At 62.7% G+C, this 25,718-nt stretch carries 20 protein-coding genes and 2 tRNA genes; 5 read left to right on the top strand and 17 right to left on the bottom strand.

Annotation, left to right across the window (positions count from 1 at the left end; translation table 11 throughout):
• The first annotated feature begins 19 nt into the window (after positions 1–19).
• Complete coding sequence (locus FAZ98_RS05175) at positions 20–1,117, top strand: aldose epimerase family protein (RefSeq protein WP_158949401.1); 1,098 nt, start codon at positions 20–22, stop codon at positions 1,115–1,117.
• Between the two features lie 76 nt (positions 1,118–1,193).
• Here the strand turns inward: FAZ98_RS05175 and FAZ98_RS05170 are convergent, their stop codons facing one another.
• From FAZ98_RS05170 to FAZ98_RS05160, 3 genes are all read right to left on the bottom strand, one after another.
• Positions 1,194–2,045: a 3-hydroxybutyryl-CoA dehydrogenase gene (locus tag FAZ98_RS05170; RefSeq protein ID WP_158949399.1), complete on the bottom strand. Its 852-nt coding sequence runs from the start codon at positions 2,043–2,045 to the stop codon at positions 1,194–1,196.
• Between the two features lie 238 nt (positions 2,046–2,283).
• Complete coding sequence (locus tag FAZ98_RS05165; protein ID WP_158949397.1) at positions 2,284–2,601, bottom strand: DUF190 domain-containing protein; 318 nt, start codon at positions 2,599–2,601, stop codon at positions 2,284–2,286.
• An 84-nt stretch (positions 2,602–2,685) separates the two neighbouring features.
• Positions 2,686–3,252, bottom strand: a complete 567-nt coding sequence (locus FAZ98_RS05160) for an acyloxyacyl hydrolase (RefSeq protein ID WP_158949395.1) — start codon at positions 3,250–3,252, stop codon at positions 2,686–2,688.
• A gap of 937 nt (positions 3,253–4,189) precedes the next feature.
• On the opposite strand from FAZ98_RS05160, the gene FAZ98_RS05155 reads away from it, so the two are divergent.
• Complete coding sequence (locus FAZ98_RS05155; RefSeq protein ID WP_233272666.1) at positions 4,190–5,596, top strand: MFS transporter; 1,407 nt, start codon at positions 4,190–4,192, stop codon at positions 5,594–5,596.
• A 114-nt stretch (positions 5,597–5,710) separates the two neighbouring features.
• Here FAZ98_RS05155 and FAZ98_RS05150 read toward each other — a convergent pair whose 3' ends face one another.
• Positions 5,711–6,649, bottom strand: a complete 939-nt coding sequence (locus FAZ98_RS05150) for a DMT family transporter (protein ID WP_158949393.1) — start codon at positions 6,647–6,649, stop codon at positions 5,711–5,713.
• A gap of 575 nt (positions 6,650–7,224) precedes the next feature.
• On the opposite strand from FAZ98_RS05150, the gene FAZ98_RS05145 reads away from it, so the two are divergent.
• The 3 genes from FAZ98_RS05145 to FAZ98_RS05135 are packed head-to-tail and all read left to right on the top strand — an operon-like array spanning position 7,225 to position 12,947.
• Positions 7,225–9,975 (top strand): type VI secretion system Vgr family protein, encoded by a 2,751-nt coding sequence (locus FAZ98_RS05145; protein ID WP_158949391.1) that lies wholly within the window; start codon positions 7,225–7,227, stop codon positions 9,973–9,975.
• A gap of 12 nt (positions 9,976–9,987) precedes the next feature.
• The gene (locus FAZ98_RS35550; protein WP_233272665.1) at positions 9,988–12,294 is read left to right on the top strand and encodes a flagellar hook-length control protein FliK; all 2,307 of its coding nucleotides are present in this window, start codon (positions 9,988–9,990) and stop codon (positions 12,292–12,294) included.
• A 2-nt stretch (positions 12,295–12,296) separates the two neighbouring features.
• Positions 12,297–12,947: a hypothetical protein gene (locus FAZ98_RS05135; protein WP_233272664.1), complete on the top strand. Its 651-nt coding sequence runs from the start codon at positions 12,297–12,299 to the stop codon at positions 12,945–12,947.
• 109 nt (positions 12,948–13,056) lie between these two features.
• On the opposite strand, the gene FAZ98_RS05130 is transcribed toward FAZ98_RS05135, so the two are convergent.
• The 13 genes from FAZ98_RS05130 to FAZ98_RS05070 form a co-directional block, all read right to left on the bottom strand.
• A tRNA-Pro gene (locus FAZ98_RS05130) sits at positions 13,057–13,133 on the bottom strand.
• An 87-nt stretch (positions 13,134–13,220) separates the two neighbouring features.
• Positions 13,221–13,619, bottom strand: a complete 399-nt coding sequence (locus tag FAZ98_RS05125) for a MerR family transcriptional regulator (RefSeq protein WP_158949389.1) — start codon at positions 13,617–13,619, stop codon at positions 13,221–13,223.
• A 137-nt stretch (positions 13,620–13,756) separates the two neighbouring features.
• Positions 13,757–14,167, bottom strand: a complete 411-nt coding sequence (locus FAZ98_RS05120) for an integration host factor subunit alpha (RefSeq protein ID WP_028204248.1) — start codon at positions 14,165–14,167, stop codon at positions 13,757–13,759.
• 103 nt (positions 14,168–14,270) lie between these two features.
• Positions 14,271–16,727, bottom strand: a complete 2,457-nt coding sequence (gene pheT, locus FAZ98_RS05115) for a phenylalanine--tRNA ligase subunit beta (RefSeq protein ID WP_158949388.1) — start codon at positions 16,725–16,727, stop codon at positions 14,271–14,273.
• Between the two features lie 106 nt (positions 16,728–16,833).
• Complete coding sequence (gene pheS / locus FAZ98_RS05110) at positions 16,834–17,847, bottom strand: phenylalanine--tRNA ligase subunit alpha (protein ID WP_199272296.1); 1,014 nt, start codon at positions 17,845–17,847, stop codon at positions 16,834–16,836.
• A gap of 260 nt (positions 17,848–18,107) precedes the next feature.
• Complete coding sequence (gene rplT / locus FAZ98_RS05105; protein ID WP_124153436.1) at positions 18,108–18,467, bottom strand: 50S ribosomal protein L20; 360 nt, start codon at positions 18,465–18,467, stop codon at positions 18,108–18,110.
• A gap of 29 nt (positions 18,468–18,496) precedes the next feature.
• Complete coding sequence (rpmI, locus tag FAZ98_RS05100; protein ID WP_004191477.1) at positions 18,497–18,694, bottom strand: 50S ribosomal protein L35; 198 nt, start codon at positions 18,692–18,694, stop codon at positions 18,497–18,499.
• A 303-nt stretch (positions 18,695–18,997) separates the two neighbouring features.
• Positions 18,998–19,519, bottom strand: coding sequence for a translation initiation factor IF-3 (gene infC, locus FAZ98_RS05095; protein WP_084068824.1), 522 nt, complete (start codon positions 19,517–19,519; stop codon positions 18,998–19,000).
• 49 nt (positions 19,520–19,568) lie between these two features.
• Complete coding sequence (gene thrS / locus FAZ98_RS05090; RefSeq protein WP_158949383.1) at positions 19,569–21,476, bottom strand: threonine--tRNA ligase; 1,908 nt, start codon at positions 21,474–21,476, stop codon at positions 19,569–19,571.
• Between the two features lie 279 nt (positions 21,477–21,755).
• Positions 21,756–21,832: transfer RNA gene (locus tag FAZ98_RS05085), tRNA-Val, on the bottom strand.
• Positions 21,833–21,940: 108 nt separating this feature from the next.
• Entirely contained in the window at positions 21,941–24,202 is a 2,262-nt protein-coding gene (locus FAZ98_RS05080; RefSeq protein ID WP_158949381.1) for a RelA/SpoT family protein, read from the bottom strand.
• 111 nt (positions 24,203–24,313) lie between these two features.
• Complete coding sequence (locus tag FAZ98_RS05075; RefSeq protein WP_158949379.1) at positions 24,314–24,667, bottom strand: RidA family protein; 354 nt, start codon at positions 24,665–24,667, stop codon at positions 24,314–24,316.
• 82 nt (positions 24,668–24,749) lie between these two features.
• Positions 24,750–25,643, bottom strand: a complete 894-nt coding sequence (locus tag FAZ98_RS05070; protein WP_158949377.1) for an alpha/beta fold hydrolase — start codon at positions 25,641–25,643, stop codon at positions 24,750–24,752.
• Positions 25,644–25,718: the final 75 nt, after the last annotated feature.

The raw sequence follows: 25,718 nt of genomic DNA, 5'->3' as shown, positions 1-25,718 counted from the left end.
TTCACCCACTTAACGTCTCATGAACCGTCTTGCTCATCCGTCTTCCGAACCGTGGGGCGCCCTGCCCGGCGGCGACGCCGTCCGGCTCTACACACTGCGCAACGCGCAGGGCATGAAAGTGTCGATCAGCGATCTCGGTGCCACGCTCGTCTCGTGGATCGCGCCCGACCGCGCGGGCCGCCTCGCGGAGGTGCTGCTCGGCCACGACACGCCCGCCGCCTACCTCTCGGCCACGACCTACATGGGCGGCCTGATCGGGCGCTGGGCGAACCGCATCGCGGGCGGCCGCTTCACGCTCGACGGCATCGATCATGCACTCGATCGCAATGAGAACGGCAATTTGCTGCATGGCGGTGCAAACGGTTTCAACCGCCAGCTTTGGCAGGTGGAAGAAGATCGCGGCGCCCTGCTGCTCAGGCTCGAGTCACCGGAAGGCGACGGCGGCTTTCCGGGCAACGTGAGCGTGCAGGTGCGCTACACGCTCGATGACGACGGCACGCTCACGATCGATTACGAAGGCGTCACCGACGCGCCCACGCCGCTCAATCTCACAAGCCATGGCTACTTCAACCTGACCGGCGAGCCGGGCTCCGATATCCGCGGTCACGTCCTCACGCTCGACGCCGACGCCTACCTCGAAATCGATCCGCAGATGATTCCCGAGCGCATCGCCGACGTCTCCGGCAGCGCCTTCGACTTTCGCCACGGCGCACCGCTCGGCGCGCGGCTCGACTGGCCGAACGCGCAGCTCGAACGCGCGCGCGGCTTCGATCATTGCTACGTGCTGCGCGCGCCGGACACGACGCCCGGCACACTGCTCGCCGCGGCGGGCCGCTGGCCCGTGCGCACGGTCGCGCGCGTCTACGAACCGGCCAGCGGACGCGAGCTCGCGGTGGCCACCGACCAGCGCGGCTTGCAGTTGTACACGGGGAATTACCTCGAAGGGCAGCCGGGACGCCACGGCGCGCCCTGCGTGCGCCATGCGGGCTTGTGCCTCGAAGCGGGCGGCTTTCCGAATCAGATCAACATGGAAACGCCCGCGCGCGAAGAAGTGGTGCTGCGACCCGGCAAAACCTATCGCCAGGTCACGCAGTATCAGTTGAGCGTGCTGAACTGAAGTTCAGGCGGGCACGCAATGCAGAGGCTGAGTGCAGATCCTGCAGCGGACTGCACTATCTGCACTATTTGGCCGCTTACGCGTATTGATACACGCCGCGGCCCGTCTTGCGGCCCAGTTGACCCGCCGCGACCATTTCGCGCAGCAGCGGACAGGCACGATATTTCGAGTCGCCGAAGTCTTTGAGAAACACGTCCATCACCGAAAGACATACGTCGAGACCGATCAGGTCCGCGAGCGCGAGCGGCCCGATCGGATGATTCGCGCCGAGCTTCATGCCCGCGTCGATTTCCTCGGCGCTCGCCACACCTTCCGCGAGCACGAAAAACGCCTCGTTGATCATCGGCACGAGAATGCGGTTCACGACGAAGCCCGGCGCATTCTTTACGGCGATCGGCGTCTTGTCGAGGCGCGTCGCCAGCTCGCGCACGTCCTGAGCGACCTCGGCGCGCGTCTGCAAGCCGCTGATCACTTCGACGAGCGGCATCATCGGCACCGGGTTGAAGAAGTGCATGCCGATGAAGCGCGACGGATCCGCCAGCGTGGTGGCGAGCGCCGTGATCGAAATCGACGAGGTATTCGAGGCGATGATCGCGTCGGGCCGCGCCGCCGCTTCGATCTGCTTGAGGATGCGCGCCTTCAGCTCGACGTTTTCCGTGGCCGCTTCGATCACGAGATCCGCGGCCGCGAGACGCTGGTAATCGGTCGTGGTCTCGATACGGCCGAGCGCCGCGTCGCGCGCGCCGGCTTCGAGCTTGCCCTTCGAGACCAGCCGCTCGAGGCTGTGCGTGAGCGTCGCCACGCCCTTTTGCAACGCCGCCTCGTTCACGTCGATCATGAGCGCCTTGAGCCCCGCCACCGCCACGGCCTGGGCAATGCCGTTGCCCATCGTGCCCGCGCCTACGATCCCTACTGTTTCGATTGCCATGCCTGCTCCTCGCTCCTTGTCCGCGACGCCGGCGTGCCGCGTGTATGAAAGTGCCGGTCATGCAGTGCCGCGCACGACGACGCGTGGTGCACTGCATCAAAGTTCACAGTGTAGCGGGTTGCGCGAAGGGAGCCCAACCCGTATGGCGGCGAGCGTAGGCAAGATAGTGCGAGTGCAGGCGGCCGAAGCCGCGACGGCACCCGATTGCACGCGCTGCACCATCGTGCAGGTGCAGCGTTCAGCCGCCGAGACGGCCGTATTCGACGGAACTGCGTGTGAAAAAGAGTTCGAGCCCGCTCGCGCCGAGCGTCACGAGCAGGGCGTCGATCGCGGCTTCGTCGGCGACGATCAGCACCACGGCGGGTTCGTCGGCGAGATCGAAGAAGTGGGCGGCGTGTAGCTTGCCGTGCGCGTCGAGGCCTTCATAGCCTTCCAGCACCGTGACGCCGACCACGCCTTGGGCTTTCGCGGCTTCGAGTATCCACGCAACCGCCGATTGATGGCCTTTCTTCTGCTTGCGGCGGGTGTAGAGCGTGAGTTGACTGCCTGCGGCCATGGGACCTCCCATGCGGTTCGGTCATGCCGCGCGACGGGCGGCATGCCAAAAATACTAGCACGCTGCCCGCCGCATTCCGTCGCGTCAGAAGTTGTACTGGACGTAGATTTCGCTGAAGTTCAAGCCCGGGTTCGGCTTCTTGATGTCGGCGTTGGAGATGTGCTGGAAGCGAAAGCCCGCTTGATAATTCTGGTGCTCGCCGAACTGCGCGCCCACGCCCACCATGTCGGCGAACTGGAACGACGAAGACATCGTGCGAAACGGCGTCTGGCGCACGTGCGAGAGCAGGCGCACGCCAATACCGGCTTCGAAGAACGGGCGGAACCATCCGGCGTCCTTGATGAAGCGGAATACCGGCGTCGCGCCGAATTCCCACGTGTTCGGGTAGATCGCGTTGGGATCGTCGAGCTTCCAGTACGCGACATGCGCTTCGCCGACCACGGTGAAGTGGAAGCCGCCGACGTGCCACCACTGCAGACCCGGATCCCAGACCAGACCCAGATCGAGCTTCTTGACGTCGTTGTCCGCCACGCCCGGCCCGAGTTGAATGCCCCATGTGTCCGCGTGCGCACTGGCCGCACCGAACGCGCACAGGGCGCCGAGCGCGCCGCGCACGAGATGAGCCCGCAAGACCGATTTTCTTTGTGTCATGTAAATCCCCGAGACGATGACCCGGCATGAAACGACAAGGGCAACGGCGCCGTGCGCAAGGACGACCGTGGCGGGCATGCCGTCGCGCGGCCCCTGCAACGTTCGCGGCCGCCATGCCTCACATCAATTTGCTGATTCGCGTGCGATGGCCGTAGACCACTGCCGGCTATCCCACGCGGGGCTCAAAACTACCGCTTGCTCCACCGCGAATAAAGTGTCAACGATGCAATGGATCGTCAACACAATTGCATCGGTTCGCGAAGGAGCAATTTCCGTGCGCCAGGCACAAACATCGACGCACGCTTTTCACGCCATTGCGCAAATACGAAAACGCACCGCATAAAGGAACGTCCATCGATGCAACGTTCACAAATCTTGCGCTCATGATCGAAACCGGAGTGTAGCCGCGAAATAACGAATGCGCTTGTTAAACCGGCATTCGTTCATCGGCCGCAAACGCCCGCCCCACGGGCTTCCTGACTGATGGCTTTCAACGCGAACCGCTAGCGCGAATTACGCTGCGCGCGGATACGAACGCGCTGAGTTCAACGGAAGAATCGCGAGATTGAATGCCGCCGCGCTTAGTCTTTTTCCGGCGAATTGCCGAAGCGGTGCAAGGCGATTAGCGGGAATCGAAGAACAATCAGAAAAAGCATGGCCGATAAAAACGCCGCGGCATGAGTCGGTTGGCGTCACCGTTACGTGACATCGCGCCCGAAAATCGTGGCTTCGCTACGTGCTTTTCCATGGCGCGATGCCATGGTCAACGCAAACACGGGTATTCCCGAAGTCAACCGTTCGCTGTACCCAAATTGAGGACAGCGCGCCCCCAGTGCGCTCGCATAATCCGCGGGCAATGTGAATCGCGGCGCATCCCATCATCACAACATCGCCGCAGTCGCGTGCGTTCGCGCGTACGTGCTTCGGAGGAGACACCATGAAATCCATGCCGCAACGGCGCGTCGACAGCGCGCCGCCCTCGCCGCTTCAACATCGAACGGCCGACGCCACCGAAGCCGTCACGCGCAAGGTCTCGCGCCATCTGCTCGGCTTTCTGTTTTTGCTGTTCGTCGTGTCGTTTCTCGACCGCATCAACATCGGCTTCGCGGGACTGACGATGATGAAAGACCTCGGTCTTTCGAGCACGCAGTTCGGCCTCGCGAGCACGCTGTTTTATATCGCCTATATCGCGTGCGGCATTCCCGCCAATCTCGTGCTCGCCCGTGTGGGCGCGCGGCGCTGGATCGGCTGCATCATGATCGCGTGGGGTCTCGCCTCCACGGCAACGATGTTCGCGACCAACGCGACCACGCTTTACTGGCTGCGCATGCTGGTGGGCGTGACGGAAGCCGGCTTTCTGCCCGGCATGCTGCTCTATCTCACGTGCTGGTTTCCGCCCGCGTGGCGCGCACGCGCCAATGCGCTCTTCATGATCGCGATGCCCGTGACGGCCGCGTTCGGCTCCGCCATTTCGGGCTACATTCTCAAGCTCGACGGGCACGCCGGGCTCGCGGGCTGGCAATGGCTGTTCGTGCTCGAGGGCATGCCGGCCGCGTTGCTCGGCGGCGTCGCGTTTTTCTATCTCGACGACTCGCCGCGCGCCGCGCGCTGGTTGAGCGCCGATGAAAAGCGCACGCTCGAAGCCGCGCTCGACGCGATTCCCGCCGATACCGCGAGCGCGATGCCCGTGCAAGACGCGAAGGCGGCCGATGCGGTCGCGCCCACGCTCTGGCAGCAATTGCGCTCGCCCGTGGTCCTGCGCTTCGCGGCGGCGTACTTCTGCCTCGTCAACACGCTCGCGATGGTCGCGGTATGGGCGCCGCTCATCGTCAAAGGCTTCAGCGCGGGCGCGAGCAACGTGACGGTGGGATTGATCGCGACGATTCCGCAACTCGTCACCATCGTCGCGATGATCGTGTGGGGACGCCGCTCGGATCGCCGGCAGGAACGCAAATGGCACCTCGCCATGCCGATGCTGTTGTCAGGCGCGGGCTGCGTGCTCAGCGCGCAGGCCGGCGCGCCGCTCGTGCAACTGCTTGGCGTGTGTCTCGCATCGGCGGGCTCGTACACGGCGATGTCGATTTTCTGGACCGTGCCCGATCAGGCCTTCACGCCGCAGGCGCGCGCCGTCGGCATCGCGGTCATCAACGCGATCGGCAATATCAGTTCGGCGGCGAACCCGCTCGTGGTGGGCTGGCTCAAGGACATGACGCACAGCTACAGCGCGGGGCTCGTGTATTCGGCGGCGCTGCTCGTGCTGGGTGCGGGGATCGTGACGACGTTGCCGCTGGGCACGTCGAATCGCGAGAAGAAAGCCAGCGTCGCAACGCGCGTGGCGGCGTGACGGAGCGAACGGGGAAAGGAAGACGAATCGAGCGTACAACTCGAAGACCGCGCCTGACCGGGCGGAACGAAGCACGCGCGCACGCGCCGTTGTGGCGACGGCGCGCGGCCGGGATCAGCGTTCCGCGCCCGCACCGCTACGGCGCGTGCCGAAGCCCGGCAGACGCTTGATGAAGCCGGTCGCGAGCGCGGTGCCGATCAAGATGGCCACGCACGCCTCCACCATGCCGACCGATACGCCCTCGCCCAGAAACAGCGCGCCCCACAGAATGCCGAACACGGGAATCACGAACGTGACGGTGATCGCGCGCGCCGGGCCGATCGACGCGATCAGGCGGAAGAACAACAGATAAGCCACGCCCGTGCACGCGACGCCCAGCGAAAGCACGGCGGCCCAGGCGTGCAGCGAAACGGGCGCCGCCGGCCACGTGGCGACGGCGAACGGCGCGAGCACGATCGTCGCGGCGCTCATGGTGCCGGCCGCGACCGTGAGCGGATCGACGCCGGTCAGATGGCGCTTCGTGTAGCTCGCGGCCACGCCGTAGAGCGCCGCCGCCACGAGCGCGGCCAACGCGGCGAGCGCCGCCGAGGTGGTGGACGCGCCGTTGCCGGCGCGCGTGGCGATCTGGTCCCACACGAGCGCGAGCACGCCCGCGAAACCGATCACGAGTCCGACAATGCGCGGGCCGCTCAAACGATCCTTGAGCCACACGTAGGCAACCACGGCGCCCCACAGCGGCGTGGTCGCGTTGATCACCGAGGTCACTCCCGCCGAGAGCGTGAGTTCGGCCCACGCGAACAGGCAGAACGGCGCCGCCGAGTTGAGAATGCCGACGATGAGCAGCGGCCAGGCGCGCGCGCGCAACGTGCCGAGCGCCTCGCGCGCGGGACGTCGCGAGAACAGCACGATCAGCAGAAACGCCGCGCCGATACCGACGCGCAACGCCATCAACGGCGCCACGCCGAAATCGGTCACGCCGACACGGATAAACAGAAACGATCCGCCCCACAGGGCGGCGAGGAAAACCAGTTGCGCGAGTTCGATCGGATTCATTTGGAGGGTGCTCTTGAGCGTTCGCGGGCTTGGGCGGTGAGAGTCGGAGAATCGGGCGCGTGGACGTCGCTTGCGCCGCGAACGCGGATGTACCGGTATCGTAAGGTGTGCGACGCGGGCCGTATAACGAAGGATTCTCACCGATATGTGAGAAAAATTAACAGCCGGTTCTTGCGCAGTCATTGGGGAACCGCCAAGGCCCGCGTGGAGCTGCCTGCGCGCCGCTCGCTTAAATCGTGCGGATTTTTATCGATGTGTTTAAGACGATGCTGGACACGGCGGCGCCACGCCTGTTCGTTAGCGGCAACACCGCAGGCAACTGTTGGCGGACACCTTATATATTCCGCCTCCATTTATAATCGCCGAAAAGCGGCAGGCATTATCAAATGGCATCGAATCGAAAAAAATTCAGTCATGTCGCCCAGGAAAAATATACCTGACACGCAATTCGCATAAGAAAATCAGCATTAAATTCCGGCCCAATTGTTCTGAAACTTTTCACTGGATGATTCGTATGTTGTTTCGTAGAATCCCGCTCACGCGCGGGGGCGCGACGGCCAGGAAGAAGAGATCGCATGGGCGCACAGAACATAATCGGGGCAATAAACAATGGTTTGTCGCAAAGCAACCGCCTTCTCAAACTGGATAATCCACTGGGCGATAATCTCCTTCTGCCCCAGCGGGTCATCGGTTATTCGCAAATAGGACGTCATTTCGAGTTCACGGCAGATCTTGTATCGGCGTCCGACTCCATCGAACTGAAAACGCTGATAGCCCAATCGGTAACGCTGTGGATTCAGCAAAACGATCAATCCTTTCTGCCTCATCACGGCTACGTGCATACGGCTCGCCGCCTTGGCGCCGATAGCGGTCTTACGAGCTACCAGATCGTCTTCGCATCGTGGTTGCACTTTTTGCGCTTTCGTTCGGATGCGCGAATCTGGCAAGACGCGCCCGCCGACCAGATCCTGACCGATGTCTTCAACATGCACCCGCAGGCTCAAGGCGCATTTCGCTTTGCCCTGAGCAAACCGCTGCCGTCGCGCTCGTTCTGCGTGCAATTCGAGGACGACTGGAATTTCGTCCACCGGATCATGGAATGCGAGGGAATCTTCGGCTACTTCGAGCAGGCGAGCGACGGCAAGTCGCACACGCTCGTGATCACCGACCACCTTGATGCGTGTCCCCCGCTCTCCCCCCAGACCATCGAGTTTTATCGCGCGGGAGCCGGCAGCGAAGCCAACGCGCTGGTGCAATGGGCGGGCACGCGAACACTGCAAAGCACGTCGCTCGCGACCCGCACCTTCGACTACAAATTGCCGGCTTCGCCTGCGAATCCGAAGGGCACGCACGTTCCCACTCTCCCGACCCAAGGCGCGCTCCCCCCGCAAAACGAAGTCTACGAATACACCGGCGCCTACACCTATGGCGACCAGGACCGTGGCGATCGCCTGTCGAAAATCCGCATGGAGGAATGGGAGTCACGGGCCAAGCGCTATGTCGGCGCCGCAGGCGTGCGATCCGTGGATGCCGGCCGTTGGTTCGAGTTGGACAATCACCCCGGGCACGCGACGGACAACGCCCAGAACCGGCAGTTCGTCGTTATCAAGGCCGCGTGGTTCATCGAAAACAACCTGCCCGTTTCTCACCAGACCGCGGATTTTCCACATAGCCTGAAGAGCACGCTGGCGAGAATCGAGTCGCACCACGCCGCCGGGCGGTTGAAGATACGGCACGACGACGGCAACGAAGGCTTCTTCCTCGTCGAGATCGAAGCACAACGCAAGAGCATGCCTTACCGCAGTCCGCTCGAGCACCACAAGCCCGCGATGAACCTGCAGTCGGCGATCGTTGTGGGCCCCGCAAACGAAGAGGTGTATACCGACGCGTTGAACCGGATCAAGGTGCGATTCCACTGGGATCGACTCAACGACGGCGATGAAAAAGCTTCGTGCTGGGTACGCGTTGCCATGTCCGATACGGGCGGCGGCTACGGCAGCGTGCATGTACCGAGAATCGGCGAAGAGGTTCTCATCAGCTGGGCAGATGGCGATTGCGATCGCCCCCTCGTCACCGGCAAGGTCTACAACAGCGCGACGAAGCCCAACTGGCACTCCAACGGCCTGCTGTCCGGCTACCGCTCGAGGGAATATCAGGGCAGCGGCTTTAACCAGATGGTGATGGATGACGCCACGGGTCAAAACCGGGTGCAGTTCTCCTCGTCGAGCACGCGCGCCCAGCTGCATTTGGGGTATCTGATCGAGCATAGCGGCAACACGAGAGGCAACTACCTGGGAAGCGGCTTCGACCTCAGATCCGATGCGTATGGCGCCGTGCGTGCGGGCAGAGGGCTGTATATCTCGACCTGGACGGCGACGAGCCAGCAAATGGATGTCCAGGAAGCGCATTCGCAACTGACGAATTCGGCGAGCGTGCTGGGAGCGCTGTCCGAGGCAAGCACGACGCACCACGCCGAAAGTCTCAACGACGGCCACGCTGCGCTAACGTCGTTCACGGCAGCGACGCAGCAAGACGTTTCAGGTTCGACCTCGCCGGGCCGAACGGCGGGCGGTGGAACGGGTAACGCCAACGCGTTCGGAGAGCCGGTCATGCTACTGGCCAGCCCGGCCGGCATTGCCCTGTCGACGCAGCAATCGGTGCATCTCGCCGCCCATGCCCAGGCCAATCTCGTCAGCGGACAGAACACGCATCTCGCCACCAGCAAGTCGTTGATCGCGAGCGTCAGAGAAAAGCTCAGTCTGTTTGCCCAGAGCGCCGGGATGAAATTTTTTGCCGCCAAAGGCAAGGTTGAACTTCGTGCGCACTCGGACAATATCGAACTGACGGCCCAGAAGACCGTGAAGGTGATATCCGCAACGGAGCAGATCGAAGCAGCGGCGAAACAGGAAATTTTGCTGACTTCCGGCGGTGCGTACATACGCATCAAAAACGGCAATATCGAGATTCACGCGCCCGGCCAGATCGATATCAAAGGCGCGCTGCATTCGTTCGCCGGACCGACCGGGCTGAAACAAGCGCTCCCGGTACTGCCGGTATCGGCGACATCGCAAATGTTCAGTCAGCGCGTCGATGTCAAACCCCTTCTGGGCGAGGAATTCGCGATCCCGTTCGAGAACATTCCTTATGCGTTCAAGGACGAAAACGGCAATGTCGTCAACAGCGGACGTCTCGACGCCGATGGCTTGACTGACCGCGTGTTCACCCCTGGCGACACGAATCTCAAGCTCTACGTCGGCGACGATCCGTGGCGAGTGTTCGTCGACTCGCAACACGGCGCAGAACACGACGACGCTCCATCCGCCTAAAGGAAACGAAGCATGGCCATCGACTCCCAAAACGCCCTCGCGCCTTCGGACACCGACGAAGGCGGTGTACAGACTTACGCGATCGGGGACATGAGCGCGCCCACGGCAACGCCCCTCGAAACGACCGCCGCACCAGCAGAAGCACCGGTCTCGCCTACGGCCCCCTCCACCGACGAGGCGGCCAACGCGGCCACGGACGATGCATCGGCTACCAACAACGCAGCGACCACGCCGGCCCCGGACGCGAACGGACTCGCGCCCGGGACGACTCCGTCGACGCCGGCACCGGCAACCTCCGACGACAACACGCCGCCCAAAACCGACTGCCGGTTTATCGGCTTGGACGGCAGCCCGATAAGCGGACTGATTTACCGCCTGGAGTCGGACAGCACGACGATCGACGGCACGACCGACGGCGACGGCAATACGACCGCAATCACCACGTTTGCCGTGGGCGCCAACTGCCTCGTGCTGGTCAAGAAAGACGACGGCGAGTACAAGCAGATCGCCAGCTTTACGGTGCCGAGCGTCGACAGCACGATTACGTTGATGAGCCCGAGCGTCTTGCTCAAGACTGCCACGCAACCGCATGGCGGCGCCGAGGACGACGTTTACAAGGAACCGCCCGCCAATGCCCCGGGCAACTCCGGCACGACCGAAGCCCATCCTGCTTATGCCGACAGCGGAAGCGCAACGGGAAGCGGAGCAACGGACCAAGGAAACGATCCCGCGAGTACGGCCAGTTCATCGAGTGCGGCCTCGCCCACCGTGAACAACGGTACGACGGAAACCGACATGGCGGGCGCGACCGCCGGCACTGACTCAACCCGTAGTGCGACTAGCAACGCGGCCAGCGGAGCAGCCGGTAGCGCGGCTGCGCAGACCGCGAATATTCCCGCGACTCCCGCGACTCCCGCGGTAGCCGCGGCGCCCGTGGTCAGCGCCGCCAGCACGAAAACGCTTCCTCCGACGAAAACCGCACCGGCCGCCCGGCCCGCGACCGCAAGCAAAACATCGACGGGGACCCCGTCGACGAAACCGAAAGGCGGTACGGGCAAGACGCCTGCCGCACCGGTCGTCGCGACGAAACGCGACGCGGTCGGGCATCCGCAAGCGCAACCGCAGGAGACGTGGAGCGACTGGGCCGGTCACAAAATCAATGCGGCATGGCATTTCATTGAGGACTGGATGAGCGTCGGCACGAATCCGGTTACCGGGAAGCCGGCGGGCGCGAATTCGGCTAACGGCTCGACCAAACCCGCGGCGGCGCGACCCGCCAACACGGTCGACCCCGCGGCGGTTGCCCGAAAGACCAGTGATCTGGCCGAAGAGCAGACGATGCATACCATGCCGTCGTCCTCGACCGTCGTGAATCTCAAGCAGATCGCCGACGGCACCATCAAGTATGGCTCGAAGCCCACCAAGGAATCGAAGGGCCAATGCTATATGTTCGTGAAGATCGCGCTCTGGAAGATCAACGCGATCCAGTTCCTTCGAGACAAGCACGGCAAATACGAAGGCGCGGGCGGCAGCTATGCGAAAGTCGCCGGGGCGTTTCTGGAATCGCAGGGATTCAAGAACGTCACGAGCGAACTTCCGGATGCGCGCTGGGCGCTCCCCGGCGACGTCATCGTTTATCACGTCGCTGGCGACACGCAGACCGCGGACGGAAAAGGCCAACCCGGGCATATCGACATCCGGACTTATCACTACTACGTCAGCGATTTCAAGCGTAATTACCTGTGCGTGGGCGGACGCAATCCCGATGGCACCCGGCATTTCTACGAGCCGATCGGCATTTATCGCAAAGCGGGATTCAGCGATCCGCTGGCGCTCGCACGCATGAAAGCGTTCCTGAAAATCATCCGGAGTCGCGAAGCGAAGACGTTTTTCGAACTGGGCGGAGACGCGAAGACTTACTACGCGTCGCAAGGCGTGTATTCGCTTTCGGGCGGCATCAAGGATTTATCGACCTATCCTCCGGGCGCGCATCATCAGGGCGCGTATCAGATGACCAAGGCGGTATGGACAGCCGGGCAAGCAGCGGGAGCAGGCGCGTTGCCTGCCGACTTTCAACCCGCCACGCAAGACCGCTACGCGGTGTTTTTGATGGAAGGCCGTCCGGGGCGTTTTGATCCGAAGACCCAACAGCCCCAGCCCACGGCGCTCGGGTACGTGCGAACCGGCGAAGTCGAAAAGGCCGTTGGCCTGCTACGCAGCGAATGGGCCTCCATGCCAGGCACGAGCCAGGATCAGGGTTACACGATGGCGCAGCTAAAATCCGACTTTGATAAGTACGTTAAGGAGTTCAGCAATTGAGAATGCGTGTCCCGTATCTGACCGCCATCGCGCTATTGATAGGTTGTACGACGGTGGTTGCGCAACCGCCGCCGCTCTCGTCCGCCGATCACGAGCAGATCGACGCGACCGTTAAACAGTTTTACGCGCTGTCCCACCCGGACGCGTCATGCATGTTCAGCAAAATCGATCGCAACGGGCATCCGGTCGATTCGCGAGTTCGTAACCGGGCGTTCCGCGAGGAAGCCTATACGCGGACTTTCAAGCCGCTCTTCTCGCGATCGCTCTTTGCCGCCATGCACACTTCGTGCGTGGGCGACGCCACGGCCACCGGCATGCTGGACGCCCGGCTATGGGATTCGGAGATCGATACCGACCCGTCTGGCTACGGCAACGATGTTCGCCTGAAGATCACGCAACCCGTGAGAATTCTTCAGGCGAGCCCTTCGCGTATCCGACTTCGGGTCGACTGGGCTGAGATCACCAAGCCCAACGCCGCCTACTACGGCATTGGGCGCACCGACCTGATTCTCGTGAAGGAGTCGGGCACCTGGTTGATCGACGACGCTTACGCTTTTGGCGCAGCGAGTGGCGCGCCAAAACAGTTCGACATGCCGATCGAAGACTTCGACGACATGCCCGGAATCGTCCACCTTCGCCAGGAGCCGTCCTAGCGATCCGCTCGAGACCAGGTTCAACAAGCGTGCGTGACCGGCACGCTTGAGCAGACGCCAGAAATGGAAAACGGGTTACAGACTTTCATCTGTAACCCGTTGATTTTCCTGGTCGGGGCGAGAGGATTTGAACCTCCGACCACCTGCACCCCATGCAGGTACGCTACCAGGCTGCGCTACGCCCCGAGAGCTAGAAAGTATAACAGACACTTTCTCTAATTAGAACCACCTCACAGCGAATTCCTTAACATCCCAAGCTTCGCCTTATCGGCATCAGCTTCCCAGCAGATCGATCACGTGCAGCAGTTCTTTGCGCAACTGATCGACATCAACAAGTGCCGTCGTGCCTTCCCCACTCGCCACCGCTTCCGCTTCAGACTGCGCCGCTTCCTCGACCATCGCACCGTGCGAATCGAGCCGGTTGCGCGCACCGTTGATCGTGAAGCCCTGCTCGTAAAGCAGTTCGCGAATACGGCGAATCAGCAAGACCTCGTGATGCTGGTAGTAGCGACGGTTACCGCGCCGCTTGACCGGCTTCAACTGCGTGAACTCCTGCTCCCAATAACGCAGCACATGGGGCTTCACGCCGCACAGTTCGCTCACTTCGCCGATGGTGAAGTAGCGTTTGGCGGGAATGGAAGGCAAGACGACCTTTTCGATTGTCGATGTCATCGCCGGGTTGCCGTCGTGGTGGTTGCGCGTTGAGGCGTTGCCGCCTGGGTCTTTGAAGTCCGCGAGTGCCGCTCAAGCCGCTGGTCCGTCGCACGCTCGCCGCATTGCCACCGGCGCGAGCGCGCACGCTCAGCGCATCAACGCGGGAAGCTTGCTTCCGCGCCGCTTTCGACCAGCGCTTTCAGCTTCTGGCTCGCGTGAAACGTGACGACGCGCCGCGCGGCAATAGGAATCGCCTCGCCCGTCTTCGGATTGCGGCCAGGGCGTTGCGGCTTGTCGCGCAACTGGAAGTTGCCGAAGCCGGACAGCTTCACGCTGTCGCCGCTTTCGAGCGCGTCGCGAATCACTTCGAAGAAGGCTTCGACCATGTCCTTCGCTTCGCGCTTGTTGAGGCCGACGTTGTCGAACAGCAGCTCGGCGAGTTCGGCTTTGGTCAGCGTGGGCGTGTCGTTCGTGGCGCTTGCCGACGAGGCAGGGATGTCGCGAATCATGGCGCTACGCTGTGCCGCGAGAAGGGCTTCGAAATCACTCGAGTTCATTTCGTTCATCTATCTATGAAATGGCGCGTTTCCGGCTGCTCGCTTCGTGTGCACGGTAACGTGCACGCTCGCAAACCGGAAACCAATGTCGGTACGTGATGAGCCGGGGAGCTTATCCGCGCAGCCGGGCGCCAAACACTCGAGCCAGGCGATCCACCAGGGACTTGATGGCCGTATCGACCGTTTCGTCCTGAAGGGTTCCGCCAGTATCTTGCAGGGTCACCCGGAAGGCAAGGCTTTTCTCGTCCGCGCCAAGTCCGGAAGTATTTGATTTTGCACGAAATTCATCGAAAAGCGCAACCCTCTGCACAATCCGTGCGGGCTCGTCCTGCATGCCCTTGCGGAACTCGTCGAGGAGTGCTTGCACTTCGATCTTCTGATCGACCACCAGTGCGATATCGCGTCGCACCGGCGGGAATTTCGACACGTCGGAAGGCGTCGGCAGTTCGCGCGCCATCAATGCGTCGGCTTCGACTTCGAACAGAATGGGCGCGTGCGGCAGATCGTATTTCTGCATCCAGCGCGGATGCAGCTCGCCGATCCAGCCCACGGCGCGGCCGTCCACTTCCACGCGCGCGCTGCGTCCCGGATGCAAGGCGGGATGCTCCGCCTTCACGAAACGCGGCGTTTTCGTGGCGCCAAGTCCTGCGAACAGCGCTTCGAGATCGCCCTTCATGTCGAAGAAGTCCACGCCGCGCGTTTGCGCGCCCCACTGCTCGTCGAGCGCGGGACCGTACGCGAGCGCGCCGATCATCTTCGGTTGCGCGAACCCCTCCACCGTCATCTCACCCGCCTTGATCGCGGGATCGTGCAGGAACACGCGGCCCGCTTCGAACACGCGCACGCGATCCGCGCGGCGGTTGAGGTTGTGGCGCAGCACGTTGATGAGGCTGCCGAAAAGCGTCGTGCGCATCACCGAGAGCTGGCTCGCGATCGGGTTCAGCAGCTTGACCGGGTTCGCGTTGCCCGCGAAATCCTGCTCCCACTCGGCATCGACGAAACTGAAGTTGATGGTTTCGGCGTAGTCGCGCGCAGCCAGCGCGTGACGGATCGTGTGGATCGAGCGGCGCGTTTCGTTGGTCGCACGCATTTCGCTGCGCGCCACCGGCGGCAGCGCCGGAATCTTTTCGACACCGTAGATACGCGCGACTTCTTCGATCAAATCTTCTTCGATCTCGATGTCGAAGCGATACGGCGGCGGCGTCACGCTGAACGACTCGTCACCCGCCTCGTCCGCGCTACGTTCGAACGTGAGGCCGAGGCGTGTGAAAATCTGCGCGATCTCGTCGGCGCCGATCTTCACGCCGATAATGCGGTTCGCGCGCGCCACGCGCATCTTCACCGCCGCGCGTTGCGGCACGTTCACCGTTTGATCGTCGATCGGGCCAGCCGCGCCGCCACAGATATCGAGAATCAGCTGCGTGATGCGTTCGATGTGCTCGACGGTCGTCGACCAGTCCACACCGCGCTCGAAACGATGACCCGCATCGGTCGAGAAGTTGTAGCGGCGCGAGCGGCCGCGAATCGCATCGGGCCACCAGAAGGCGGCTTCGAGATAGATGTTGGCGGTGTCGAGCGTGACGGCCGTGCTGTCGCCGCCCATGATGCCCGCGAGGCTTTCGATCTCGCGGTCGTCGGCGATCACACCCACGGTTTCATCCACTTCGACGGTGTTGCCGTTGAGCAGCTTGAGCGTTTCGCCCTTCTTGCCCCAGCGCACGTCCATCGAACCGTGGATCTTGTCGAGATCGAACACGTGCGACGGGCGGCCCAGTTCGAGCATCACGTAGTTCGAGATGTCGACGAGCGCGGAGATGCTGCGCTGGCCCGAGCGCTCCAGACGCTCGACCATCCACAGCGGCGTCTTCGCGCGCGCGTTCACGCCGCGAATCACGCGGCCCGAGAAACGACCGCACAGGTCCGGCGCCGAGATCTTGACGGGCAGTTTCTCGTCGAGCTTCACTTCGACTGCGGGGAACACCGGCGCTTGCAGCGGCGCGCCCGTGATCGCGGCGGTTTCGCGCGCGACGCCGTACACCGAAAGGCAGTCGGCCTTGTTCGGCGTGAGCTTGATTTCGAAGATGGTGTCGTCGAGGTTGAGCGCCTCGCGAATGTCCTGACCGACCGGCGTGTTCTCCGGCAGGATCATCAGGCCGCTGTGGTCTTCGGAGAGCTTGAGTTCGCGCGCCGAGCACAACATGCCCTGGCTTTCCACGCCACGCAGCTTGGAGAGCTTGATCGCGAACGGCTTGCCGCCTTCTTCCGCGGGCGGCAGTTCGGCGCCGACGAGCGCGACGGGCACGACGATGCCGGGCGCGACATTGGGCGCGCCGCACACGATCTGCAGCGTCGCGCCGGTGCCGGCATCGACCTGACAGACGTTGAGCTTGTCCGCGTCCGGATGCTTCACGACTTCGAGCACGCGGCCAACGACGATCTTCGTGGTCGGCGGCGCGGCCGGGCTCAGGCCTTCGACTTCGAGGCCGGCCATGGTGAGCGCGTGGGCCAGTTCATCGGTCGTGAGCTTCGGATCGACAAAGCTTCTCAGCCAGGATTCGGGGAATAGCATGGGTTTTACGTTCCAGACAGATTGTGACCGTCGCGAAGGCGGGTTCTCGCGCACTCGTTGAAGTGCCGCGTCCGCCTCGCGCGCTGCTAACTCGTGCGCGGCTCGTTCAGGCGAACTGGCGCAGGAAGCGCAGATCGCCTTCGAAGAACAGGCGCAAGTCCTGCACGCCATAGCGCAGCATCGTGAGGCGCTCGAGGCCGCTGCCGAACGCGAAGCCGATATAGCGCTCCGGGTCGAGGCCCATGTTGCGGATCACGGTCGGATGCACCTGACCCGAGCCCGAAATTTCGAGCCACTTGCCCGCGTTCTTGCCGTGCTCGAACATCATGTCGATTTCCGCCGACGGTTCCGTGAACGGGAAATACGACGGACGGAAGCGCACCTGAATGTCGTCGCGCTCGAAGAACTTCTTGAGGAAGTCGGTGTAGACGCCCTTCAGATCGGCAAAGCTGATGTTCTCTTCGATCCACAGGCCTTCGACCTGGTTGAACATCGGCGAATGCGTGGCGTCGCTGTCCACGCGATACGTGCGGCCCGGCACGATCACCTTGATGGGCGGCGTGTGCGTGCGCGCGTAGCGCACCTGCATCGGGCTCGTGTGCGTGCGCAGCAGCAACTGACGGCCGTCGGCGTCCTTGCCGTCCACGTAGAACGTGTCCTGCATGGAGCGCGCCGGATGGTTTTCCGGGCTGTTGAGCGAGGTGAAGTTGTACCAGTCGGTTTCGATCTCGGGACCGTCGGCCACGTCGAAGCCGATCGAGCCGAAGATCTGCTCCACGCGCTCCCACGTCTGCATCACGGGATGCAGGCTGCCCGTGCCGGTGCCGCGGCCCGGCAGCGTGACGTCGATCGCCTCGGCGGCGAGGCGCTGGTTCAGGAGCGCGTCGGCGAGCGCCTGGCGGCGCGCGTTGAGCGCGGCCTCGACCTGCTGCTTGACGGCGTTGATGCGCGCGCCTTCGGTCTTGCGCGTTTCCGGGTCGAGCTTGCCGAGGCCCTTGAGCAACTCGGTCAGCGCGCCGGATTTGCCGAGAAAGCGGGCCTTTTCGTTTTCGAGCGTGTTGACGTCGGAGGCGGAAGCGAAGGCGTGTTGCGCGTCGGCGACAATCTGGTCCAGATCCATTGATCCCATCTTTTCAGCGTCAGAGTGTGAGACTTGAGCAGCGATGCGCTTCACGGTCGGTCATGGCGAAACGCGGCCATGACAGCGCGAACGCAACGGCGTGAGGCAGTGCGAGCAGCGGCGCGGGAAGCGTCATTACCAACAAAAACGGGGCTCGGTGAGGAGCCCCGTTTTTGTTGCAGCATCACCGAAACAACCGGAATGTTTGCTGCAACGACCCTGCGCAATATCCGATCCGGTTACCCGAACCGGTTACCGACTTAGGCAGCGACGGCGGCCTTCACCTGCTTGACGATCGCAGCAAATGCAGGCTTGTCGAACACGGCCATGTCAGCCAGGACCTTACGGTCGAGTTCGATCGAGGCCTTCTTCAGACCGTTGATGAACACGCTGTAGGTCATGTCGTGCTGACGCACCGCTGCATTGATACGCGTGATCCACAGTGCGCGGAACACACGCTTCTTGTTGCGGCGATCGCGATAGGCGTACTGGCCTGCGCGCATGACCGCCTGCTTGGCGATGCGATAGACGTTATTGCGACGGCCGCGGTAACCCTTGGCCAGGTTGATGATCTTCTTGTGGCGGGCCCGTGCGGTAACCCCACGTTTGACTCGAGGCATGTTTCGCTCCTATGAGTGTCGGTTGAGGATTACGCGAACGGCAGCATTGCGCGCACGGAGTTCAGATCGGAATCATGAACGGCCGTTGCACCACGCAGATGACGCTTGTTCTTGGTGGTCTTCTTCGTCAGGATGTGACGCTTGAAGGCTTGACCGCGCTTGACGGTACCGCCCGGACGAACCACGAAGCGCTTCGCAGCGCTCTTCTTGGTCTTCATCTTCGGCATGACAGACAACTCCATTATTTGATGGACATGGGTGTGCGGTTGGCGCCGTGTTCTCACACCTTGCCGGGACTCCGCCCTTCGAAACCCACTCCACTTGTTTTGGCGACTGGCTGCTCTAAAAAGACAAGCTCGCCGCCGCTTTCAGGAAAAACGCCCGTTTGCCGCACTGTTCGTGCGACGCGCGGGCGCCGTTCCGGAACCTGCTTGCACCCCGGTCGCGCGCTCGATGGCGCTGCGGACAAGGCGCTTGAAACTGCTCAATACTTTCGAAACCGTCGCGCGGACTGCCGCGCAACGCGCTTCTTACTTCTTCTTCTTCGGCGAGAGCACCATGATCATCTGGCGCCCTTCCATTTTCGGCATCTGCTCGACCTGACCGACTTCTTCGAGGTCGGTGCGCAGACGCTCGAGCATGCGCATGCCGATTTCCTGGTGAGCCATTTCGCGGCCGCGGAAACGCAACGTGATCTTCGTCTTGTCGCCTTCATCGAGGAAGCGGATGAGGTTGCGCAGCTTGACGTTGTAATCGCCGTCATCGGTACCCGGGCGGAATTTGACTTCCTTGACCTGGATGACCTTCTGCTTCAACTTGGCTTCGTGCTGCTTCTTCGATTCCTGGTACTTGAACTTGCCGTAGTCCATCAGGCGGCACACCGGGGGCACCGCCTGCGGGGCAATTTCAACCAGATCGACGTCTTGCTGTTCCGACATGCGGAACGCATCAGCCAGCTTTACGATACCGAGCGGCTCGTTCTCGATTCCGACGAGACGCACCTCGGGTGCAGTGATTTCACCGTTGATGCGATGCGACTTATCCGTAGCGATGTTACGTTTCCTCTAAAAATTAAAAAAACGAGCCGCGCTGCCAGGTGGCTTACTTGAACGTCTTGACGTCCTGCGCCAGACGCTCAGCGAATGCGTCGAGGGGCATAACACCCAGATCGACGCCGCCACGGGCACGCACGGCTACCGTTTGTGCTTCACGCTCCTTGTCGCCAACGACAAGCAGGTACGGGACCTTCTCAAGCGTGTGCTCACGTATTTTATAGCTAATTTTCTCGTTGCGCAAATCAGCCGACACTCTAACCCCTTGTTTTTGCAACGATTGGGCCAGATTTGCCGCGTATTCGGCCTGACTTTCCGCAATATTCATCACAACAACCTGCTCCGGAGCGAGCCACGAGGGCATTGCGCCGGCATGGTGTTCGATCAGAATGCCGAGGAAACGCTCCATCGAACCGAGGATGGCGCGGTGCAACATGATCGGGCGGCGGCGGCTGTTGTCTTCGCTCACGTACTCGGCGCCAAGACGCTCCGGCAGCACCATGTCGAGCTGCAGCGTGCCGCACTGCCACGAACGGCCGAGCGCGTCCTTGATGTGGTACTCGACCTTCGGACCGTAGAACGCACCCTCGCCCGGCAGTTCTTCCCATTGCACGCCGCAGGCCGTCAGCGCGTCGCGCAGGCCTTGTTCGGCGCGATCCCACGTTTCGTCCGTGCCGGCACGCGAATCGGGGCGCAGCGACAGCTTGATGTCGATGTGATCGAACCCGAAATCCTTGTAGACGCTCATCGCCAGCGTGTTGAAGGCGATCGACTCGCTGATGAACTGCTCTTCCGTACAGAAGATGTGCGCGTCGTCCTGAACGAAACCGCGCACGCGCATCAGGCCGTGCAGCGCACCCGAGGCCTCGTTGCGATGGCACGAGCCGAATTCCGCGTAACGCAGCGGCAGGTCGCGATACGAGCGCAGACCGTGATTGAACACCTGCACGTGGCCGGGGCAATTCATCGGCTTGATCGCGTAGTCGCGCTTTTCCGACTCCGTCGTGAACATATTTTCACGATAGTTCTGCCAGTGACCCGACGCTTCCCAGAGCGAGCGGTCCATGATCATCGGCGTCTTGATTTCGTCGTAGCCGACTTCGCGCAGACGGCCGCGCATGTATTGCTCGACCTGCTGCCAGAGCGTCCAGCCCTTCGGGTGCCAGAACACCATGCCCGGCGATTCGTCCTGCATGTGGAACAGGTCGAGCTGCTTGCCGAGCTTGCGGTGGTCGCGCTTCTCCGCCTCTTCGAGGTTATGGAGATACAGCTCCTGGTCTTCCTTCTTCGTCCAGGCCGTGCCGTAGATGCGCTGCAACTGCTCGTTCTTCGCGTCGCCGCGCCAGTACGCGCCCGCGACCTTCATCAGCTTGAAGATCTTGAGCTTGCCCGTGGACGGCACGTGCGGGCCGCGGCACAGGTCCGTGAAACCGCCGTGCGAATACAGCTTGATCTCTTCCGCGCCGGGAATCGATTCGATGATCTCGGCCTTGTACTTCTCGCCGATGCTCTTGAAGTAGTCCACCGCCTCGCCGCGCGAGACGACCCGGCGCGTGACCGGCTCGTCTTTCTTCGAGAGCTCCAGCATGCGCTTTTCGATCTTTTCCAGATCTTCGGGCGTGAAGGGACGGTTATAGGCGAAGTCGTAATAGAAGCCGTTGTCGATGACCGGCCCGATGGTGACCTGCGCTTCCGGATACAACTCCTTCACCGCGTACGCCAGCAAGTGCGCCGTGGAGTGACGGATGATGTCGAGGCCGTCAGCGTCTTTGTCCGTGACGATGGCGAGCGCTGCGTCGCGATCGATCAGCGTCGACGTGTCGACCAGTTCGCCGTCGAGCTTGCCGCCCAGCGCCGCCTTGGCGAGGCCGGGACCGATCGAGGCCGCCACTTCGGCGACCGTGACGGGATGATCGTACTGTCGAACCGAACCGTCGGGCAGACGTATCGCAACCATGCTTTTCTCCAAAAGTGCCCTGAGGACACATCGAATGTTCTGTGAGGACGACCCGCCGTAAAACCTCGCGGCGAAAAAAAATGCGGCCCCGCTTTCGAGGGGCCGCATTCACTTTTCAAACCTTGCTGCAGGGGCGAAAGAGGTCCTCGACTAGCGTCGTTCCGAAGTGGTTTCGGTAAACGTTCGCGGTGTCATAACCGTATCGCCGTAAATTCGCCTTGCGGCGTTTCCTGCTTTTGAAGCCCCGACAAACCAGCCTGCCAGAACTTCGATTTTCGTTGGTAGGCTCGATTGGACTCGAACCAACGACCCCCACCATGTCAAGGTGGTGCTCTAACCAGCTGAGCTACGAGCCTGAAGAAAAAAGAGTATGACGGATATTCAAGCGCTTGGCAAGCATTTTTTGCACCGCCGCATAGCCCTGGCCAGATCATGGCGAATCTGGAACCAATCGAGCGGCATGCCTAGCCCCGGCGCGAAGCCTCCATGACGCCCGTGACCTCGCCGAGCAACGTGCAGGCACGCTGGATCTGCGCCGAATTCGACACCTCGACCGTGAATTGCATGAATGCCGCATTGCGCCGCGACTGGGTTTTCACGCCAATCACGTTCATCTTCTCCCGCGCGAACACTTCGGAAATGTCGCGCAGCAAGCCTTGGCGGTCCGTGGCCTCGATCGAAATATCGACGGGATACACCGACTGACCGCGCCCGCCCATCACGTCCGCCGACCACGTGGTGTGCAGCACGCGCTCGGGCGAACGGCGCGCCATGCGCACGAACGTGGGACAGTCGCTGCGATGGATCGACATGCCTTTGCCGCGCGTGACGAACCCGCTGATCCCGTCGGGCGGCGCCGGGCGGCAACAGCGCGCGAGCTGCGTGAGCAGCGCGTCCACGCCCACCACCAGCACGCCCGAAGAACCGCCGTGCGCGACGTTCGCGCCACTCGCGCGCTTCGTGATCTGCTCGGGCGTTTCCTCCTCGGGCTCGGCAACGGGCGCGTCGTGCAACGCGTGCTCTACGTTGCGCAGACTGAACTCTTCCTTGCCGACCACGCTGAACAGATCGTCCGGCGTCTTGAAACCGAGCTTCGCCGCGAGCTGATCGAGACTGACCGAGGTGCGCCCTTCGCGTTGCAACGTTTTTTCGACCATCGCGCGGCCGTTGGCGATGTTCTCCTGCGCCTCGATCGCGTTGAACCAAGCGCGCACCTTCTGCCGCGCACGCGGGCTGTGCAGATAGCCGAGCTGCGGATTGAGCCAGTCGCGCGACGGGCCGCCCTCCTTGATCGCGACGATTTCCACCGTCTGGCCGTTACGCAGCTGCGTGTTGAGCGGCACCATCGCGCCGTCCACGCGTGCGCCGCGGCACCGATGGCCCAGCTCGCTATGCAGGTGATAAGCGAAGTCGAGCGGCGTCGCGCCTTGCGGTAAGGCGATCACGCGCGCCTGCGGCGTGAGCACATAGATGTGGTCGTCGTCGAGCGTGGCCTGGCGCAGTTGCTCCCACGGCTGCGGGCCGTCGGAGACGTCGTCCTTCCACGCTAGCAATTGGCGCAGCCACGCGATCTTCTCGTCGTAGGTGCTGCTCGCGCTGAACTGGCCGCCATAGCCCTTCGCGCCCGCTTCCTTGTAACGCCAGTGCGCGGCCACGCCGTATTCCGCGAACTGATGCATTTCCTGCGTGCGGATCTGCACTTCGAACGCGCGGCCGTCGTCGCCGACCACGACCGTGTGCAGCGAGCGATAGCCATTGGGCTTGGGCCGCGAAATATAGTCGTCGAATTCGCGCGGCACCGGCTGCCAGAGGTTGTGCACGATGCCGAGCACCGTGTAGCAATCCTTGATATCCGGCACGATCACGCGAAACGCGCGCACGTCGTACAGCTCGGAAAAGTCGATGTCCTTGCCACGCATCTTCTTCCAGATGCTGTAGATGTGCTTGGGCCGCCCGCTCACTTCGGCTTCGATATGCGCGGCCGCCAGCTCGCTTTGCAGCCGCGCGATCGCTTCCGCCACGTAGCTCTCGCGCTCGACGCGTTTCTCGTCGAGCAGCTTCGCGATGCGCTTGTAGGTGACGGGCTCCTCGAAGCGGAACGCGAGATCTTCGAGTTCCCACTTCAGTTGCCAGATACCGAGCCGGTTCGCGAGCGGCGCGTAGATTTCGAGCGTTTCGCGCGCGATCTCGGGCGCGGGCGTGACTTTCGCGGCCGCGTAATAGCGTAGCGACTGCAGACGCGAGGCGAGGCGGATCAGCACCACGCGAATGTCCTGCGCGAACGCGAGCAGCATCTTGCGCAGCGATTCCACCTGGGCACGGCGAGCGGCCTGCGCTTCGCGGCTTTCACGGCCGGTTTCCAGCGTGGACTGCTGGGCTGCGCGCAGACTCACGCCGCCAAGGCGCAACAGCTTGCGCACGTCGAGCACGAGCCGCGCGACCTCCGCGCCGAAACGCGCCTCGATCGTCGCCTCCGGGTTCTCCAGATGCGGCGCCAGATTGAAGAGCGCCGCGGCCAGCACGGCCGACGGATCGACGTTGAGTTGGCCCACCAGCAGCGCCGTCCCCCGCGCGTGCTCGACGAGCGGCTCGCCCGTGGAGAGGCGCGCGTCGCCCGCGTGCTCGCGCACGAACGCCAGCGCGTCGTCGAGCGACGGCAGCGCGGCAAGGTCGGCGGGGGCTTCGACCGGCAAAGGCGAAGCGGAAGGTACGGTATCGCTGCTCATGAGACCATGCCCGCCGGCACGCCGGTCGGGCGACAACAAAAACGGAGGGGACAGCGCATCGGAACGATCACGCTGTGCGCTGGCCGCGCATTCCAATGCGCTTCGGTGCGCTTAATCGCGCTGCGCGGCCACCACGACGATTTCAATCAGGCATTCGGGATTCGCCAGCTTGGCTTCGACCGTCGCGCGCGGCGGCGTCGCGCCTTGCGCAACCCACTTGTCCCACTCGGCGTTCATGCCGGGGAAATCCTTCATCTCGGCGATATAGATCTGCACCGACAGCAGCAGCGACTTGTCGCTGTTCGCTTCGCCGAGCAACCGGTCGATATGGCCGAGCACTTCGCGCGTCTGGCCCGCGATGTCCTGATTCGTGTCTTCGGCGATCTGGCCGGCGAGATACACGGTGCCGTTGTGAATCGCGGTTTCCGAGAGACGCGGACCGACGTGGTGACGAATGACTGCCATGGGAATTCCTGTTCAGAAATTGGACGATTCGGGATGCGCACCCGCATAGGCATGACGCATGAATATGCCGGCGAATCTCATATTATGACCCGGCCGATGCCTTCACGTCGAAGAAACGGCGCCCGATCGCGATCTGGTCGTCGGCGAGAAATGCCGGCGCGTGCCCCACGTTGGGGATCTCGACGCCCGAGACATCGCGCCCCGTCTCGACCATCTTCGCAACCGTTTCGCGTGACAGGAGATCGGACAGCGCGCCGCGCACGACCAGCACCGGACCCTGAAACGCCGCGAGCGAGCGCCACAGAAACTTCTCGCCCTCCTCGTTCTGTTCGGGCGTGATCGCCTTGAACGGTTCCGCAATACGCGGATCGTAGCGGTAGCGCCACTGTCCTTCGACCTCTTGCAGCAGCGGCGTATTGATCTCGCGCCATTCCTCGGCGCTGAGCGGGCCGAACGAAGCGGCGAGCAGCGCGGCATTGTCGACGCCGTCCTGCAGCGTGGCGAAGCGCTCGTCGCGGCCCACGTACTGGCCGATGCGCTCGAGCGACGCCGGCTCGATATGCGGCCCAATGTCGTTGAGCAGCATGCGGCGGATGGGCGTGCCGGGCAGGCCGCCCAGCGCCATGCCGATCAAACCGCCCATAGACGTGCCGAACCAGTCCACCTGCTCGACGTTAAGGCGCGCGATCAGCGTGACCATGTCGGCCACGTACTGCGCGACGCCATAGCCGCGCGGGTCGGCGAGCCACGACGAAAGACCGCGGCCCGCGACGTCAGGACACACCACACGATAGTTGTCGGCCATTGCCGCGGCAAAGCGGTCGAAATCGCGTCCCGAGCGCGTGAGCCCGTGTACGCAGACGAGCACGCGCGGGTTCGTGGGATCGCCCCATTCCGTGTACGCGATGCGATGCAATCCCGAAGGGCTCAGGCATTGCACGTCGTGCTGGCGCGGCGTGGCGGTGGTATCGGTCATCGCAAGATCCTCGCTGAAAAGGCGCTTCAAGATGTCCGACCGATTGTAACGGGCTTTGTTGCGCGGCATGGGCCG

The sequence above is a fragment of the Paraburkholderia acidisoli genome (assembly GCF_009789675.1).
GTDB classification, from domain to species: Bacteria; Pseudomonadota; Gammaproteobacteria; order Burkholderiales; family Burkholderiaceae; genus Paraburkholderia; species Paraburkholderia acidisoli.
This window is presented reverse-complemented; position numbering and strand designations above follow the sequence as displayed.